Raw genomic sequence first — 14,985 nt, 5'->3', positions numbered from 1 at the left:
CTGTTCTTTTTGTTGGTGGGGGCGTTTCCAATCATCACTTAGCACGATCATGCGGCGACGCGCAGCGCCTCGACCAGCGACCTGAACGCACGGGCATATTCCGCACCCGCCCTTGCGATATCGGCGCGTCCGGCGCAGGCGACGGCGGCCTCCGTCACCGCGCCGAGCAGCAGCCGGGCCAGCGGCTCGACCGGCTGCCGCGCGATCAGGCCGGCCTCCATCGCCGCCGCGATCGCGCGCGGCAGCTTGCCCCCGAAATGTTTGGCGTCGATCTCGCGCCAGCGCTCCCAGCCGAGCACGGCCGGGCCATCGCGCAGGATGATCTGGCCGGTCGGGCCTTTGGCGGTCGCGGCGAAATAATGCTGGGTGCCTGCGACCATCGCGGCGAGCACGTCCTTCTCGGCACGGGCCGTGCTGTCGATCTCCACGACGAGGTCGCGCGAGACCTGGTCGAACACCGCTTCGAACACCGCCTCCTTGGTCTTGAAGTGATGATAGACCGCGCCCTTGGCGACGTGGGCGGCTTCGGCGATCTCGTCCATCGTCGTCGCGGCAAAGCCTTGCGTCCCGAACAGGCGGCGCGCCGCCGTCAGGATTGCCTCCGATGTCGCAGCCCGCCGCTCCGCCTGTTTTGCCATGGGTGTGCTGTAGTCGAAATGGACCAGGACAGCTAGTTGACTTTTCGACCGTCGGTCGGTATTTACCGACTAATAGTCGGTTTTACTCGTGAGGTGTGCCATGCCGAGCCGTGATGTCGTCGAAGCTTTCGCCAAACGATTGGTGGACGGGGATTTCGTCGGCGCGATCCTCGACTATTACACGCCGGACGGCGCCACCTATGAAAACCAGGCCGAACCCCTGGTCGGACGCGACAAGCTCGCGGCCAAGGAGCGCGGCGTGCTGGCAGCCTTCAAGGAGGTCAGGGCCGTGCGCATCGGGCCAAGCCTGATCGAAGGCGACCATGTCGCTACGCGCTGGAGATTCACCTTCACCAATGCCGAAGGCATCATCCGAACGTTGGATGAGATCGCATGGCAGACGTGGCGGGGCGATCAGTTGATCGAAGAACGGTTCTATTACGATCCGAAGCAGTTGGGGCGGTGATCTGGAGGCCATCGCTGCTGCAGCCTTCCTTGCAGCCATCCTTCGAGACGCCCGCCTTTGGCGGGCTCCTCAGGATGAGGTCTCGTTGCGAGGCAACATCCTAGACCCTCATGGTGAGGAGCGCCGCTGGCGGCGCGTCTCGAACCATGCAGGCCGAGCGCGCCCTCCGTTACAGCCGCCCTCCGTTACAGCCGTAACGCGGGGTGCCGCATTTGTATCGATTTGTTATCGATACAATATCGCGAACACGCAGAAGTGGTCAGAGCAATCATCGCAAGCTTGGATAATTCATAGTTCGTCAAAGGTTTGCAGCGAAGTCTCCGGACCGGGCCGGACAAGCGGCCCATGCTGCTAGGCTCTGGAATGCGGACTCAAACGACCAGCTATTTCGCGCGGCTGTTCGCCGGCGATCTGTCGGCCTTTGGCGGTCCCGTAACCGACGAAGCCGTCGCCGGCCATATCCGCGCCGAACAGATGTCGCTGGTGCTCGGCTATTCGGTCGGCATCATGCTGGCCAATGCCTGCAACGCCGGGGTGCTCGTCGTCGCGCTGTGGCATTCGCCGGACTTGAAGCTGGCCTTGATCTGGGCCGCCATCGTGGCGGGCGCCGCGATCGCGTTCGGCCTGCAATCCCATGCCGCGCGCCGCATCACCAAACCGCAATTCGTCTCGCGCCGGGCCATGCATCGGCTGGTGCGCAATGCTTTCATCCTCGGCGCCGCCTGGGGCACCGTTCCGGTCGCATTCTTCGCCAATGCCTCAACCGGCGGGCAGCTCGTCATCACCTGCCTTTGTTCGGGGATGCTGGCGGGGGGCGCGCTGGCCTTCGCCACGATCCCGATCGCGGCGATCGCATTCACGGCCCCGATCTTCGCTGGCATCGCGATCTGCCTCGGCAGGAATGGCGATCCGGCGTTTCTGCTGATCGCCTTCCTGGTGGTGGTCTACGGGTCGGTGCTGCTGCGCAGCGTGTTCGTCAATTCGATCGCGTTCGCACGGCGCGTGATGCGGCAGATCGAGGCTGAGCGTACGGTGCGGCAGGACCCGCTGACCCATCTGCCCAATCGCGTCGCCTTCAACGAAACGCTGGATGCAGCCTTGAAGCGGCTCGCTCTGTCCGGCGAGGAATTCGCGGTCCTTTTGCTCGATCTCGATCGTTTCAAGGAGGTCAACGACAAGTTCGGCCATCCCGCCGGTGACGAGTTTCTGGTCCAGATCGCGAGCCGCCTGCAACGCTGCACCCGCGCGGCAGAGCATGTCGCACGCATCGGCGGAGACGAGTTCGCGCTGGTGATGGCCAATCTGGCGCGGCCGGAGGATGCGCTCGAGATCGCCGACCGCTTCGTCGCGGCCTTCAACGAACCGTTCCAGATCGAGGGCCGCCAGATCGTCGGCGCGACCAGCGTCGGCATCGTGCTGGCGCCGCGTGACGGCAGCACGCAACTCGACATCATGAAGAACGCCGACACCGCACTCTACCGCGCCAAGAACGCCGGACCCGGCACGGTGTGTTTCTTCGAGGAAGCCGACGACCGCTCGTCACGCGACCGCAAGGCGCTGCAATCGGATCTGGAAGGCGCCATCGCCAGGGACGAGCTGTTCCTGGTGTTCCAGCCCTTTCTCGACCTCAACGGCAACCGCATCACCGGGTTCGAGGCGCTACTGCGTTGGCAGCATCCCCAGCGCGGACTGGTGCCGCCGAGCGAGTTCATTCCGATCGCCGAGGAAACCGGGCTGATCCACGAGATCGGCGAATGGGTCGTCCGCCGCGCCTGCGCGACGGTTGCCGAGTGGCCCGAAGAGATCAGGGTCGCCGTGAATTTCTCGGCCGCACAGTTTCACAACAACGGCCTCCTCCAGATCATCGTGCAGGCACTTGCGGACGCGAAGATCGCCCCGCACCGGCTCGAGATCGAGATCACGGAATCGATGCTGCTGTCGAAATACGCCTCTGCCGCGTCGGTCCTCAACGCGCTGCTGGAGCTCGGCGTCACCGTGGCGCTCGACGATTTCGGCACCGGCTTCTCCTCGCTGACCTATCTGCGCAAGCTCCCGTTCAGCCGCATCAAGATCGACCAGTCCTTCATCCGCGACATGCTGGTGCAGCCGGACTGCGCCGCGATCGTGAAATCGGTGATCGGGCTCGCGCGCGACCTGCGCATCGGCGTGGTCGCGGAAGGCGTCGAGACCGCCGACCAGCTCGAATATCTGCGCCAGATCGGTTGCGACGAAGTTCAGGGTTATCTCATCAGCCGGCCGGTGTCGGCGGATCAGGTTCTGCCGCTGCTGGATCCGAAGAAGCTTCGGGCGACTTACGCGGCGTAGCCTAGACCATCATGTGTGCTTGATGCCTCAGGTGCTCTCGCAGCGCGTGAGCTGCACCGTGCGGCACACCGAATGCGCGCGATCTGCCCTTAACCTATGTGAAAGAGCGCCGCACGAAGCACTCGACATAATCCGCGCAATGCGGAATCAGGAACGATGCGGCATCCTTGAAGTTGATGGGACACCCCTAACCCATTGAGGTCCAAAGTGAACAGAGCGCCGGACGGGAGAGTGGCCCCGAACGACACCCCCCGTCACGTCGTGATGGTTGTCGAAGACGACATCTGGATACGCCTGATGATCTCCGACGAGCTGCGCGGTGCAGGTTTCGAGGTGATCGAATGCGGCAGTGCCGACGAAGCCATTGACCTGTTGCGCGGTGGAATACGGGTTTCGACTGTTTTCAGCGATATCAGGCTTCCCGGCTCAATCAACGGCCTTGGTTTGGCAAAAACGGTGAGGCAAGAATTTCCCGACCTGCCGATCCTGTTGGCATCCAGCGATCTGCCGCGGGACGACAGCACACTGCATGATGGCTTCTTTGCGAAGCCCTACGATCCTCGCACCATAATCGAGGCGATCCGATCTGTCGTCGCCAGGAACGGGTCGGGTGCCAGCCCGTTACCGCTCCATGACCAATTTAAGCAGCGCTCCGGCGACCCGTACGATCCTGCTGGCTGAGGATGAAGTTTTCATCCGAATGCCGATCGCGAAGCATTTGCGCGAATGTGGGTATCGGGTGATTGAAGCCGTGACGGCCCATGAGGCGATCGACGTTCTCGATCACGCGGATTTCGCGATCAATGCCGTGATCACCAATTTAGCATTGGCGGGCGACGGCTTCGGTATCGCGAAGTGGGTCCGAGAGCACAGGCCGGAGCTGACGGTGTTACTTACTGGTACACCCGAGCGATCCGTCGATGTAGCCGCCGGACTTTGCAGAGAGAGCTCAGGACGTGGAGCCGTTGACCCGCAGCTGCTGCTGAGAAGAATTCGCTGGCTGCTCGCGAACCGAAATCGACCCGTGCCCGGCCGAGGCGCACAGCGAGCGGTGTGAATGAGCGCGCATCGACTCTATTCGGCAGCAGCGTTTGGCGATTGTTCGGCGCAGAGCTCGCGGACGTGATCCGAAAGCTTTGCGACGTCGTAGGGTTTCTCCCATCGGGGCACGTGCTCGAAGCGGTGCGGAATGGCGGCGGCCCCATAGCCCGTCGCGAAGACAAAAGGTTTGCCGGCGCGCGTGAGCTTGTCAGCCATCGGATAAGCCGAATCTCCTCGCAGATTGATGTCAATCACCGCGACGTCGAAAGCAGGATGCTGAATAGCCATCGCGTCCGGCAGCTCGGAAACGGGACCGATTACCTGGAACCCGAGCGACCGTAGCGACCGCGCCAGATCATCCCCGAGGAAGTACTCATCCTCGACGATGAGAACGCGGCAAACAGTTGGCTGCCCGTGGCTGGTCATTGGCTTCACTCGCGGCACAGAGCCCGCGGCGGATCAACACTCATGAGGCAGACGGGTTCCTGCAGTCCCTGTCGGATCGTGAACCGGTCAGATCGCATCCGCCCGGAGCAGCGTGTCTACGGTGATGGTGCCGCGGGCGCGCGAAACGCAGGCGCAGATCTTCTGGTTGCTTTGCTTCTGATGGTCGCTGAAGAAGACATCGCGATGATCGATCTCGCCATCGACGGCGACCACGTCGATGGCGCACAGGCCGCATTCGCCGCGCTTGCAATCGTACATGACGTCGTGACCGCTGGCGTTGAGGACATCCAGCATCGAGCGCTCGCGTGGGATCTCCAGCTCGACATCGGAGCCTTTCAGGCGCACGCGAAATGTCTCGGTCGGCAGCGTGCCGCTGGAGCCGAACGTCTCGTAGCGGAGATCGGGAAGCGGATGGCCGGCGCCGATCCAAGCATGGCGCGCGGCATCCAGCATCCGCATCGGGCCGCAGAACAGCGCCAGCGTCTCTTTGGGCACCGAGGCGAACAGGGCGTCGAGATCGAGCCGCTTGCCCTCATCGCTGGCGTGAACGACCAGGCGATCACCGAGCGTTGCGGCGAGATCGTCGAGATAGGCGGCCTCGGTGCGCGAGCGCACCGCGTAATGCAGCGTGACATCGGCGCCGCGCCGCGACAGCGCCTGTGCGGCACCGAGGATCGGGGTGATGCCGATGCCGCCGGCGATCAGGCAGTAGTTCTGGCGTGCCCAGTCAACCGCGAGCAGCGACGCCGGCGTCGTGATGTCGAGCCGCGCGCCCGGCTGCAACGACCACATATAACGCGAGCCGCCACGCGAATCCTCGGCACGGCGCACCGCGATCCTTAAACCCCGCGACGAAGCTTCCCCGACCAGCGAATAGGACCGCGTCTCCGGCTGCCCGTCGATGGTGACGCTGATATTGATGTGGCTGCCGACCGGATAGGCGGCGCCGTCGAACTGGTCCGGCCGGATCAGGAATTCGCGGATGCCCGGCGCGAGATCGCGCGTCGAGACGAGCGTCGCCGGACTCCAGGTTTCGATGAAGCGCATGGCACTCCCCTCTCAATCGGTTGCGGACTTGATCAGCGCGAGCGCCGGCAGCAGGTCGAGATGGGTCCGGTTGCGCAGTGCAAGCCGCAGATTGCGCACCGCGAGCCGCGCATGCTCGCGCATGACCGCTTCGGCGCGAGCGCCTTCGCGGTTCTCGATCGCGTCGATCACGACGCGGTGGTGCTCCTGCCCGATGATCAGGATCTGCTGCGCCTCGGGCAGCGCCGATTGCGCCATCACGAAACCGCTTGGGGATGCAAACGGCAGCGACGAGGCGCGGTCGATCTGCCGGATCAGCGGCGGGCTGCGCGACAATTCCGTGAGCAGGGCGTGGAAGCGCGCGTTCAGCGTGACATAGGACGAGAACGCGTCGACCGAGATCGGGACCTGGCGCAACAAGTCGTCGATCGCGGCAAGGCATTCCTTCAGCGGCTCGAGCTCGCGCGCGGAGACACCGCGCTCGGCTGCAAAACGCGCGGCGAGGCCTTCCAGCGTGCCGCGCAGCTCGATGGAATCGGAGATGTCGCGCTCGGAGAACGCCTTCACCATGAAGCCGCCGGAGGGAATCGCCTCGAGCAGGCCCTCCTCCTCCAGCCGCACCAGCGCCATGCGCACCGGGGTGCGCGAGGCGCCGGTGGTCTCGACCGCCTGGAGCTCGGAGATGCGCTCGCCGGGGCGCAACGAGCCCGAGAGGAGCTGGTCGCGCAGCGCGAGCTGCGCCTTCACGGTCTGCGAGACGGAGCGGTCGACCTCACGCTCGGCCATGTCGGCTTACTCCGCGGCCTGAAGATGCTGCGGCGGGTTTTCCTTCGCCATCATCTTGTCGATCAGCTTGCGCGTCCACATCGCGCCGGCGTCGATGTTGAGATTGTAGAAGATGCGATCGGGGTTCTCGTCCATCGCGCGCTGCTGCGCCTCGAGGATCAGCTCGTCCTCGTGGAAAATGCCGGAGACGCCCTCGCGGATCTCGGAGGTGATGCGCTGCTCGCCGAGCTGATAATTGCGCACGAAGGCCCAGAAATAGTGGCAGGTCTTCTCGGTCTCCGGCGTGATGGTGTTGAGCACGAAGCCGTTGACGCCCTGCGAGCGGTCGCCTTCGGGCGCGCCGGTGCCGGTCGGCGCCACGCCGACGTCGATGGCAATGGTGCACGGCGCCTCGAAGCGGATGATCTGCCAGCGGTCGACGAGACCGGATTTGCCGAGCTGCTTGGCCCAGAACGGCGGCGCCTCGATGCCGCGCATCCAGCGCGTCACCGTGACAGTCTTCTCGCCATGGGTGACGTCGAACGGCGCCTCTGCGACCGCCTCGTTGCCGATGGACGAGCCGTGCACGAACGTCTCGTGTGTGAGGTCCATGAGATTGTCGAGCACGAGGCGATAGTCGCAATTGACGTGGATGGTCTTGCCGTCGCCGGCCCAGGCCGGGTCGTGATTCCAGTGCAGGTCGGGCACCAGCGCGGGATCGGCCAGCGCGGGATCGCCCATCCAGAGCCAGATGTAGCGGTGACGCTCGACCACGGGATAGGCGCGCACGCAGGCCGACGGGTTGATGGTCTCCTGCGACGGCATGAAGGTGCAGCGCCCCTGCGCATTGTACTTCAGGCCGTGATAGCCGCAGACGACGGTGTCGCCTTCGAGCCGGCCCTTGGACAGCGGCACCAGGCGGTGCCAGCAGGCGTCCTCCAGCGCGGCCACCGAGCCATCAGCCTTGCGGTACATCACCACGTGCTTGCCGCAGATCGTCCGCGGCAGCAGTGCCGGCTTCACATCGGCGTCCCAGGCGGCGGCATACCAGGCGTTCATCGGGAAGGGTTTTGTCACCGGTCTCACTCCCAAGGCTTGTGGATACGTTATGTATACAGTAACGGAGGGGCGGAATCGTTCAAGGACAGATTTGGCGTATTATAATACCGTTATCTCCTGTCATGTATACAAACCGTTGTCATCCCCCGCGAAAGCGGGGAATCCAGTACTCCGCGGCGGTCGTTGGTTCACTCAACTGGAGCCACGGCGTACTGGATCACCCGCTTTCGCGGGTGATGACACCTGTTGATGCGGCGAGTCTCCCTCCAGGAGGAGCAGTGGCAGCGGCGCTTTGGCTCGACGACTACGCCCCGAACACCTTCGCCAACCCTGCCTGAGCCTCCTGCTGAATCGCCTTCAGGTGCTCGGGGCTGCGGAAGCTTTCCGCATAGATCTTGTAGACGTCCTCGGTGCCTGACGGCCTGGCGGCGAACCAGCCGAAATCGGTTTCGACCTTGATGCCGCCGAACGGCTGGCCGTTGCCGGGCGCCTTGCTCAGCGTGGCGCGGACGGGATCGCCGGCGAGATCCTTCAGGCCGAGCTGCTCGGGCGTGACGGACTTCAGAATGTTCTTCTGCGGCGTGGTGGCGGCGACGTCGATGCGTGCGTAATGGGGCATGCCGAACTCGGCAGTGAGGTCGTTGAAGAGCTGGCTCGGATCGCGGCCGGTCTTCGCCATGATCTCGGCCGCGAGCAGGCCGAGGATGATGCCGTCCTTATCGGTGGTCCACACCGTGCCGTCGCGGCGCAGGAACGAGGCGCCTGCACTCTCCTCGCCGCCGAAGCCGAAGCCGCCCGTGAGGAGACCGTCGACGAACCATTTGAAGCCGACCGGCGTCTCAACCAGCTTGCGGCCGAGTTTTTTCGCCACGCGGTCGATGATCGAGCTCGACACCACGGTCTTGCCGATCGCGGCGTCCTTGCCCCAGTTCGGGCGGTGCGCGAACAGATAGAAGATCGCGGTCGCGAGATAATGGTTCGGATTCATGAGGCCGCCGGTGCGCGTCACGATGCCGTGGCGGTCCGCGTCGGTGTCGTTGGCAAAAGCGACGTCGAAGCGGTCGCGCATCGCGATCAGGCTCGCCATCGCATAAGGCGAGGAGCAGTCCATGCGGATCTTGCCGTCCCAATCCACCGTCATGAAGCGGAAGGTCGGGTCGATCGCCTCGTTCACCACGGTCGCCTTCAGGCCGTAGCGCTCGATGATCGGATGCCAGTAGTGCACGGCGGCGCCGCCGAGCGGATCGATGCCGATATTGACGCCGACGGATTTGACCAGGTCGAGATCGACGACGTTGCCGAGATCGGCGACATAGGGTGTGACGTAGTCATAGGCGTGGACGTTCGCGGCTTTGCGTGCCCTGGCGTAGTCGATGCGCTTCACACCCTTGAGGCCGTCGGCGAGATAGGCATTGGCGCGCCTCTCGATCACGGAGGTAGCATCGGTGTCGGCCGGTCCGCCATGCGGCGGATTGTATTTGTAGCCGCCGTCCTCGGGCGGATTGTGCGAGGGCGTGACGACGACGCCGTCGGCAAGGCCCGAGGTGCGGCCCTTGTTGTAGGTCAGGATCGCATGCGAGATCACCGGCGTCGGCGTGTAGCCGCCGTCCTTGTCGATCATGATGTCGACGCCGTTGGCCGCGAACACCTCGACGGCGCTGACCAGCGCGGGCTCGGCCAGCGCATGGGTGTCGATGCCGATAAAGAGCGGACCGGTCAGCCCCTTTTCACGTCGGTAATCACAGATTGCCTGCGTCGTCGCGAGGATGTGGCCCTCGTTGAAGCTGGTCTTGAACGAGGTGCCGCGATGGCCGGAGGTGCCGAACGCCACCCGCTGCGCGGGATCGGCGACATCGGGCTTGCCGGCGAAATAGGCCGTCACCAGCCGCGGAACATTGGTGAGCGCGTCCGGCGAGGCCTGCTTGCCCGCCGCGGGATGAACATCAGCCACTGAATATACCTCGTCCTGTCGTAGAATTGCGCGATACCATAGCATCGGCCAAGCCCCCGCCAAGAGCACAACACCCGCAATGGGGCGGCCGTTCCTGAGATCATGCTATGGTCTTTCGATCGGGGCTTTTCGAGTCGGGGCATGACGCTGTTTCAGAGGCTTCTGGTTGTTCTGATGGCCTGGCTTGCGATGGGCGGCATCGTGCCCGATGCGACGGCCGCGGAGTTCTACACCGAGGATTTGCGTATCCCGATGGCCGAGGCTGGACCGCAGGGGCTGGAGGCGTTCCTGGTCCGGCCGGCCGGGACCAGGCGCTATCCGCTGGCGCTGCTCAGCCACGGCTCACCGCGCAGTTTCGACGATCGCGCGACGATGTCCGCGCACAAATATTACGGCATCGCTCTCGAATATGCCCGGCGCGGCTTCGCCGCGCTGATCGTGATGCGGCGCGGCTACGGCACCTCGCCCGGCGGGCGCGTCGACAGCGTCGGCGGCTGCGCCAATGCCGCTTATCTGCCGGCCGCGGCGGTCGCGGTGGCGGATTTGCGCGCGGCGATCGAGGCGATGGTGCGCAGGGCCGACGTCACCACCTCGGGCATGATCGCGGCCGGCCATTCCGCCGGCGGGTTCGCCACTGTCGCGTTGACCGCGCAGGCGCCAGCGGGTCTCGTCGCCGCGATCAGCTTTGCCGGTGGGCGCGGCTCGCGCGACGATGACGACGTCTGCAATCCCAACGGGCTGGTGCAGGCCTTCGCCACGTTCGGCAAAACCTCCCGCGCGCCGATGCTGTGGGTCTATGCCGCCAACGATTCCTACTTCGGTCCCGACCTCGCGCGGCGCCTCCATGACGAATTTCGCGCCAGCGGCGGCAACGCGAAATTCGTCGCAGCGCCGCCTTACGGCGACGATGGCCACTATCTCTATTCGGTGGTGAGCCGTCCGCAATGGACGCCATATCTCGACGCCTTCCTGCGCGAGCGAGGTCTCGGCCACGACGTCCTGAGCCCGCCCGATCCGCTGCCGCCGCCGGGCCAGCTCAGCGAGGCCGCGCGCGCCGAGTTCGCGCGCTATCTAGCCAGCACGATGCCGCACAAGGCTTTTGCGGTGTCGCCGAACGGTGGCTACGGCTGGCGTTCGGGACGCGCGACCGCCGACGACGCCCAGCGCGATTCACTTGGCGCCTGCACAAAATGGTCAACTACCTGCACGCTCTATGCGGTCGACGACAAATTGGCCGGGGCTGCGCCAAGCGCATCAACGGACCAGAGCTCGCGGTCGCGATAGCCTCGATGCGCCGCTGGCCGCTCGAGCCGGACCGCGCCCCGGGGCCGCCAGAAAATCGGTTGTTAACTCGAAAGATATAATACGTGGTCGATGCTGCGGGATCGAACACACATCAATGCCCGCGCGACGTGGACACACGTTGCGATCGCCGTGCTTTGGTTGGCATCCACCTCCGTGCGCGCTCAGGACGGCGCTCTAAACGACGTGGGACCGGCGTTGGCGGCCGGCGGTCACAATGCAGATCTCGGCGCCGGAGAGACGCCGGCATCGCGGGCAGCGATTCGAAAAATTATCGAAAGAGAAACGGCCAAGACCAATCTGCCCGCGGACATTGCGGAGGCCGTCGTCTTCGTTGAAAGCGGTTACAATCCGGGCACCATTGGCACCGTCGGCGAGATCGGCCTCATGCAGGTTCGGCCCGAAACGGCAGCGATGCTCGGATTTCGGGGAAATAACGCAGAGCTCGCAAAGCCTGATATCAACATCCACTACGGCGTTCTCTACCTCAGTCGCGCATGGCGCCTGGCGGGCGGGGACCTTTGCCGCACCCTGATGAAATATCGAGCAGGTCATGACGAGGAGTCCATGACTCCGCGCTCGCAGGTCTATTGTCATCGCGCCCGCAATCGTCTTGTCTCCATGAACTCGACGAATGTGGGAAGCCAAGCCGCGGCCGTCCCAGATGTAGCACCGGCGCCAACTCCGGCACCCACCGTCTCGAAGTCAGCGCACAATCAGAAATCGGCACACAGTCAAAAGACACCGGCACAGCCGAAGGACGTTTACGCGCGCTACCGTCAAGGCACGGCGGTCGCGAGCAGGGCATATTGGGCAGCACAGGAAGCCCGGGTCCGCCTCATCAAGGCTCGCGTCGAAGCCAAGTGGAAACGGGTGGCATCACGCCAATAGAATTAGAGTTGCTGCCTTGAGACGAGCAGCGGTTGGACGAACGACATTTTTGAAACCGAACTTTGAAACCGAACCTGAATAGAGATCATGCACAATAGTTTGAGAGTTTTGTTTGCAATCGTCGCGACCGGCGCCGTGGCCTTGTCGGCCTTTCTCGCGATTCGGTTCCTCGTCGGTTTCAGTGGCTGAACCCGATGGCGCCGCCGGCACCATGTCGTGCTGCGCCCGGGTCTAGAGCCGCTCGCTCAGCGCGAGCTTGTAGCCGACGCCGGTGACGGTGGTGATGACGGGCGTACCGCTACCGACCAGCTTGCGCCGCAGCCTCGCCACCAGGGCATCGACAGTCCGGATATCGACCTCGGCCTGGCGGTTGCTGACGACCTCGATCAGATAGTCGCGGCTGAGCGGCCTGCCGTCGGCTCCGACGAGCGCCGCAAGCAGGTCGAACTCGGCGCGCGTCAGCGCCACCGGCTTGCCGTCGCTGCCGAGCAGCTCGCGCCGCGTCAGGTCGATGATCCAGTCGCCAAAGGCGATCGAATTGTGGGTGCGCGCCGCCTTGCGGTCGATCGAGCGCCGCCGCAGCACGCTTCGCGCGCGCGCGAGCAGATCGCGCAAATTGATCGGCTTGGTGACGTAGTGGTCGCCCGCGATCTCGAGGCCGAGGATGTGATCGACGTCGGTGTCGCGGCGGGTCACGAAGATGATACCCGCATTGCTGGTCGCCTGGATCTCCTTGGCGAGATCGAAGCCATCGCCGTCGGGCAGCTGCAGGTCGAGGAAGACGAGATCGGTCCGCGTCCGCAGCGCCTGGCGGCATTCCGCGCAGGAGCCGGCACCGACCACGTCGAAATTGTTCTCGCTGAAATAACCGACCAGCATCGTCCGCGTCACCGGATCGTCCTCGACGACGATCAGTCGCTCCCGGCCAGCGACACGCAATTCCTGACCTGAGGAATCAGCCACGATGTTGGATGTCCTGTGTGCTTGTGAGCCGACCTGGAAGCTCAGGTCGCCGAGCGCGCCGCCCTGTGAACGTACATTCACGACTTATTCGAGCCCCCTCGAATTGCCTGCTGCAATACTAGGCGCGTCAGCGCGCCCAAACAACATTGGTCACGATCCAGCTGGATTAAGTATGAATTGGCCCACACTTCTCATCTCGCGCAGCATGTTCGGGAGCCCCGTACGAGCGCCTGTTGTGCGGGCTGAAGTCCATCCCGCGGCCGCTTGCCACGCCAGGAGCTTCAAATCTACTGTGGCGCCCCGAAAAGTCTGCCCCAGGAGGTGGCGCCATGGAAGTCATCCTGCTCGGCACCGGCGGCCCGCGCCCGGACCCGCGCCGCATGGCGACGACCACGCTGATCAGGCTCGGCGAGGAAAACATCCTGATCGACGCAGGCCGCGGCGTCATGGTGCAGCTCAGCAAGGCTGGCGTGCCGCTCGGCTCCATCAACACGGTCTTTCTCACCCATCACCATTTCGACCACATCGGCGACCTCTACGACGTGATGCTCAATTCATGGTTGCATGGGCGCAAGGACGATCTGCGCATCTATGGACCGCCGGATACCGAACGGCTCGCCAATACGCTGGTCACGCAGGTCTACGACAAGGACATCGCCTGGCGCGATCAGGGTGAGCCGAGCTTCGGCGGCTGGAAACCAGTCGTCGCGACCGACATTATACCCGGCCCCGTTCTCGACACTGGCCGCTGGAAGATCAGCGCCGAACTCGTCTCGCATGGCGACGGCCTCGACATGTCGCCGGCCTTCCTCGCACGCTGGATGTGTCTCGGCTACCGCTTCGAGGCCGAAGGCAAGGTCATCGCAATCTCGGGCGACACGGTGCCCTGCCCCGGTCTCGAGCGACTGGCTGAGGGGGCCGACCTGCTGGTCCAGTGCTGCTTCCTCGCCACGCCGGAGATCGACAACGAGCACCTGCGCCGGCTTGCGAAATTCACGATCGCCTGCGGCGATACAGTCGGCAAGGTCGCGGCCAAGGCCGGCGTCAAGAAGCTCGCGCTGACCCATCACCGGCCTCGCACCGACGATTCCATGCTCAATGCGCTGCTTGCGGATGTCAGGCGGGACTATTCGGGTCCTGTCGTGCTCGGCGAGGACCTCACGCGGATCGAGGTCTGAGAACTTCAGATGCGCGCAGACCGTCCCACCTCAGGACGATCCAACCTCAACCCGAAATGACAATTGCTCTTCCGTCCCGGGCGCGATGTGCATCAGGCCCGGCTTGTCAGTGAATTCGCCGTCGAAGCCGGCCGGACTGGCATAGCCGCGCCAGGGCTCGATGCAGAGGAACGGCGCGCCCGATGGTTTCGACCAGACGCCAAGCTCGCGAAAGCCGCGCCATGACATTTTCAACCACGGCCCGGTGGAGGCGCCCTGCTCCACGGCATAGCGGACCGAATTGCTCGCGATCCGACCGAAGATGATTGCGTCGTCGACGAACAGAGATTCGGACAGAGGCAACACGGAGCCTTCGACCGGGCTCGGCTCGGTTGCCGGGCGCAGCAAGCCGCCATCGAGACGGCGGACGGGCGATGGCTCTGCGTTTGCGAAGCTCAGCGCGTAGCTCTCCTTCGCCAGCCCCGGTTGGAGCGGCCAGTTGAAAGCGGGATGGCCGCCGAGCGAGGCCGGCAATATCTCCTTGCCGGTGTTCGCGATCACGAGTGAAAGATCGAGACCGGATTCGTCGAGCGCATAGGTTGCCGTCAGGCGGAACGCGAAGGGGTAGAGCGCGCGCGTCGTCTCGCTGTCTTCGAGCACCAGGACACAGCGTCTTTCGCCTCGTTCCACCCACGCAAAGCGGCTGTCACGCGCGAAGCCGTGCTGGGTCATCCGGTAGGTCCTGCCCCGGTGCCGCAATTCGTCATTGGCGAGGCGCCCGACGATCGGAAACAGCAGCGGCGCATGTCGCGGCCAGGCCGGCTCCGCCTGCCAGACGAACTCGATGCCGGCATCGCTCGCCAGCGAACACATCTCCGCGCCTTGCGCCTTGATGGTCCCGGTGAGTCCGCCGCTGCGGATCGTGTGCGTGTCGTCGGTCATGACAGCCTGTTC

15 protein-coding genes are annotated in these 14,985 nt (G+C 64.3%); 7 read left to right on the top strand and 8 right to left on the bottom strand.

The window, feature by feature from the left end:
- Positions 1-47 precede the first annotated feature (47 nt).
- The gene (locus N551_RS0120725) at positions 48-638 is read right to left on the bottom strand and encodes a TetR/AcrR family transcriptional regulator (RefSeq protein WP_027568501.1); all 591 of its coding nucleotides are present in this window, start codon (positions 636-638) and stop codon (positions 48-50) included.
- Between the two features lie 100 nt (positions 639-738).
- Between N551_RS0120725 and N551_RS0120720 the strand changes: the two genes are divergently transcribed.
- The 4 genes from N551_RS0120720 to N551_RS36110 all read left to right on the top strand — a co-directional run bounded on the left by N551_RS0120720 (position 739) and on the right by N551_RS36110 (position 4,486).
- Positions 739-1,104, top strand: coding sequence for a nuclear transport factor 2 family protein (locus N551_RS0120720; RefSeq protein ID WP_027568500.1), 366 nt, complete (start codon positions 739-741; stop codon positions 1,102-1,104).
- Positions 1,105-1,467: 363 nt separating this feature from the next.
- Entirely contained in the window at positions 1,468-3,429 is a 1,962-nt protein-coding gene (locus N551_RS0120715) for a bifunctional diguanylate cyclase/phosphodiesterase (protein WP_027568499.1), read from the top strand.
- 264 nt (positions 3,430-3,693) lie between these two features.
- On the top strand, positions 3,694-4,110 hold the full coding sequence (locus N551_RS36115; protein ID WP_197031177.1) for a response regulator: 417 nt from the start codon (positions 3,694-3,696) through the stop codon (positions 4,108-4,110).
- Positions 4,061-4,486, top strand: a complete 426-nt coding sequence (locus N551_RS36110) for a response regulator (protein WP_081747928.1) — start codon at positions 4,061-4,063, stop codon at positions 4,484-4,486. Before N551_RS36115 ends, N551_RS36110 begins: the two co-directional genes overlap by 50 nt.
- A 17-nt stretch (positions 4,487-4,503) precedes the next feature.
- On the opposite strand, the gene N551_RS36105 is transcribed toward N551_RS36110, so the two are convergent.
- The 5 genes from N551_RS36105 to pgm form a co-directional block, all read right to left on the bottom strand.
- Entirely contained in the window at positions 4,504-4,896 is a 393-nt protein-coding gene (locus N551_RS36105) for a response regulator (protein ID WP_035961702.1), read from the bottom strand.
- An 87-nt stretch (positions 4,897-4,983) separates the two neighbouring features.
- Complete coding sequence (locus N551_RS0120695; protein ID WP_027568498.1) at positions 4,984-5,964, bottom strand: PDR/VanB family oxidoreductase; 981 nt, start codon at positions 5,962-5,964, stop codon at positions 4,984-4,986.
- Positions 5,965-5,976: 12 nt separating this feature from the next.
- Complete coding sequence (locus N551_RS0120690) at positions 5,977-6,729, bottom strand: GntR family transcriptional regulator (protein WP_027568497.1); 753 nt, start codon at positions 6,727-6,729, stop codon at positions 5,977-5,979.
- A gap of 6 nt (positions 6,730-6,735) precedes the next feature.
- The gene (locus tag N551_RS0120685) at positions 6,736-7,785 is read right to left on the bottom strand and encodes an aromatic ring-hydroxylating dioxygenase subunit alpha (RefSeq protein ID WP_027568496.1); all 1,050 of its coding nucleotides are present in this window, start codon (positions 7,783-7,785) and stop codon (positions 6,736-6,738) included.
- Positions 7,786-8,071: 286 nt separating this feature from the next.
- Positions 8,072-9,718 carry a phosphoglucomutase (alpha-D-glucose-1,6-bisphosphate-dependent) gene (pgm, locus tag N551_RS0120680; protein ID WP_027568495.1) on the bottom strand — a complete coding sequence of 549 codons (1,647 nt, stop codon included), beginning with the start codon at positions 9,716-9,718 and terminating at the stop codon, positions 8,072-8,074.
- 141 nt (positions 9,719-9,859) lie between these two features.
- Here pgm and N551_RS0120675 point away from each other — a divergent pair, with 141 nt between their 5' ends.
- Together N551_RS0120675 and N551_RS0120670 are read left to right on the top strand one after the other, a co-directional pair.
- Positions 9,860-11,002 carry a S9 family peptidase gene (locus tag N551_RS0120675; RefSeq protein ID WP_027568494.1) on the top strand — a complete coding sequence of 381 codons (1,143 nt, stop codon included), beginning with the start codon at positions 9,860-9,862 and terminating at the stop codon, positions 11,000-11,002.
- Between the two features lie 90 nt (positions 11,003-11,092).
- Positions 11,093-11,911, top strand: a complete 819-nt coding sequence (locus tag N551_RS0120670) for a transglycosylase SLT domain-containing protein (RefSeq protein WP_027568493.1) — start codon at positions 11,093-11,095, stop codon at positions 11,909-11,911.
- A 231-nt stretch (positions 11,912-12,142) separates the two neighbouring features.
- Here the strand turns inward: N551_RS0120670 and N551_RS0120660 are convergent, their stop codons facing one another.
- Positions 12,143-12,955, bottom strand: coding sequence for a response regulator transcription factor (locus N551_RS0120660; protein ID WP_027568492.1), 813 nt, complete (start codon positions 12,953-12,955; stop codon positions 12,143-12,145).
- Positions 12,956-13,203: 248 nt separating this feature from the next.
- Here N551_RS0120660 and N551_RS0120655 point away from each other — a divergent pair, with 248 nt between their 5' ends.
- Positions 13,204-14,052, top strand: coding sequence for an MBL fold metallo-hydrolase (locus tag N551_RS0120655; RefSeq protein WP_027568491.1), 849 nt, complete (start codon positions 13,204-13,206; stop codon positions 14,050-14,052).
- Between the two features lie 30 nt (positions 14,053-14,082).
- Here the strand turns inward: N551_RS0120655 and N551_RS0120650 are convergent, their stop codons facing one another.
- Complete coding sequence (locus tag N551_RS0120650) at positions 14,083-14,973, bottom strand: aldose 1-epimerase family protein (protein ID WP_027568490.1); 891 nt, start codon at positions 14,971-14,973, stop codon at positions 14,083-14,085.
- Positions 14,974-14,985: the final 12 nt, after the last annotated feature.

This window comes from Bradyrhizobium sp. URHA0013, from assembly GCF_000518345.1.
Taxonomy (GTDB): Bacteria; Pseudomonadota; Alphaproteobacteria; order Rhizobiales; family Xanthobacteraceae; genus Bradyrhizobium.
This window is presented reverse-complemented; position numbering and strand designations above follow the sequence as displayed.

Excerpts from the sequence above, each read along its gene's own strand:
- N551_RS0120675 (WP_027568494.1), top strand. The coding sequence starts at position 9,860 with ATGACGCTGTTTCAGAGGCTTCTGGTTGTTCTGATGGCCTGGCTTGCG.
- N551_RS0120720 (WP_027568500.1), top strand. The coding sequence starts at position 739 with ATGCCGAGCCGTGATGTCGTCGAAGCTTTCGCCAAACGATTGGTGGAC.
- N551_RS0120650 (WP_027568490.1), bottom strand. The coding sequence starts at position 14,973 with ATGACCGACGACACGCACACGATCCGCAGCGGCGGACTCACCGGGACC.
- N551_RS0120690 (WP_027568497.1), bottom strand. The coding sequence starts at position 6,729 with ATGGCCGAGCGTGAGGTCGACCGCTCCGTCTCGCAGACCGTGAAGGCG.
- N551_RS36110 (WP_081747928.1), top strand. The coding sequence starts at position 4,061 with ATGACCAATTTAAGCAGCGCTCCGGCGACCCGTACGATCCTGCTGGCT.
- N551_RS0120715 (WP_027568499.1), top strand. The coding sequence starts at position 1,468 with ATGCGGACTCAAACGACCAGCTATTTCGCGCGGCTGTTCGCCGGCGAT.
- N551_RS36115 (WP_197031177.1), top strand. The coding sequence starts at position 3,694 with ATGGTTGTCGAAGACGACATCTGGATACGCCTGATGATCTCCGACGAG.
- N551_RS0120670 (WP_027568493.1), top strand. The coding sequence starts at position 11,093 with ATGCTGCGGGATCGAACACACATCAATGCCCGCGCGACGTGGACACAC.
- N551_RS36105 (WP_035961702.1), bottom strand. The coding sequence starts at position 4,896 with ATGACCAGCCACGGGCAGCCAACTGTTTGCCGCGTTCTCATCGTCGAG.
- N551_RS0120725 (WP_027568501.1), bottom strand. The coding sequence starts at position 638 with ATGGCAAAACAGGCGGAGCGGCGGGCTGCGACATCGGAGGCAATCCTG.
- N551_RS0120695 (WP_027568498.1), bottom strand. The coding sequence starts at position 5,964 with ATGCGCTTCATCGAAACCTGGAGTCCGGCGACGCTCGTCTCGACGCGC.
- N551_RS0120655 (WP_027568491.1), top strand. The coding sequence starts at position 13,204 with ATGGAAGTCATCCTGCTCGGCACCGGCGGCCCGCGCCCGGACCCGCGC.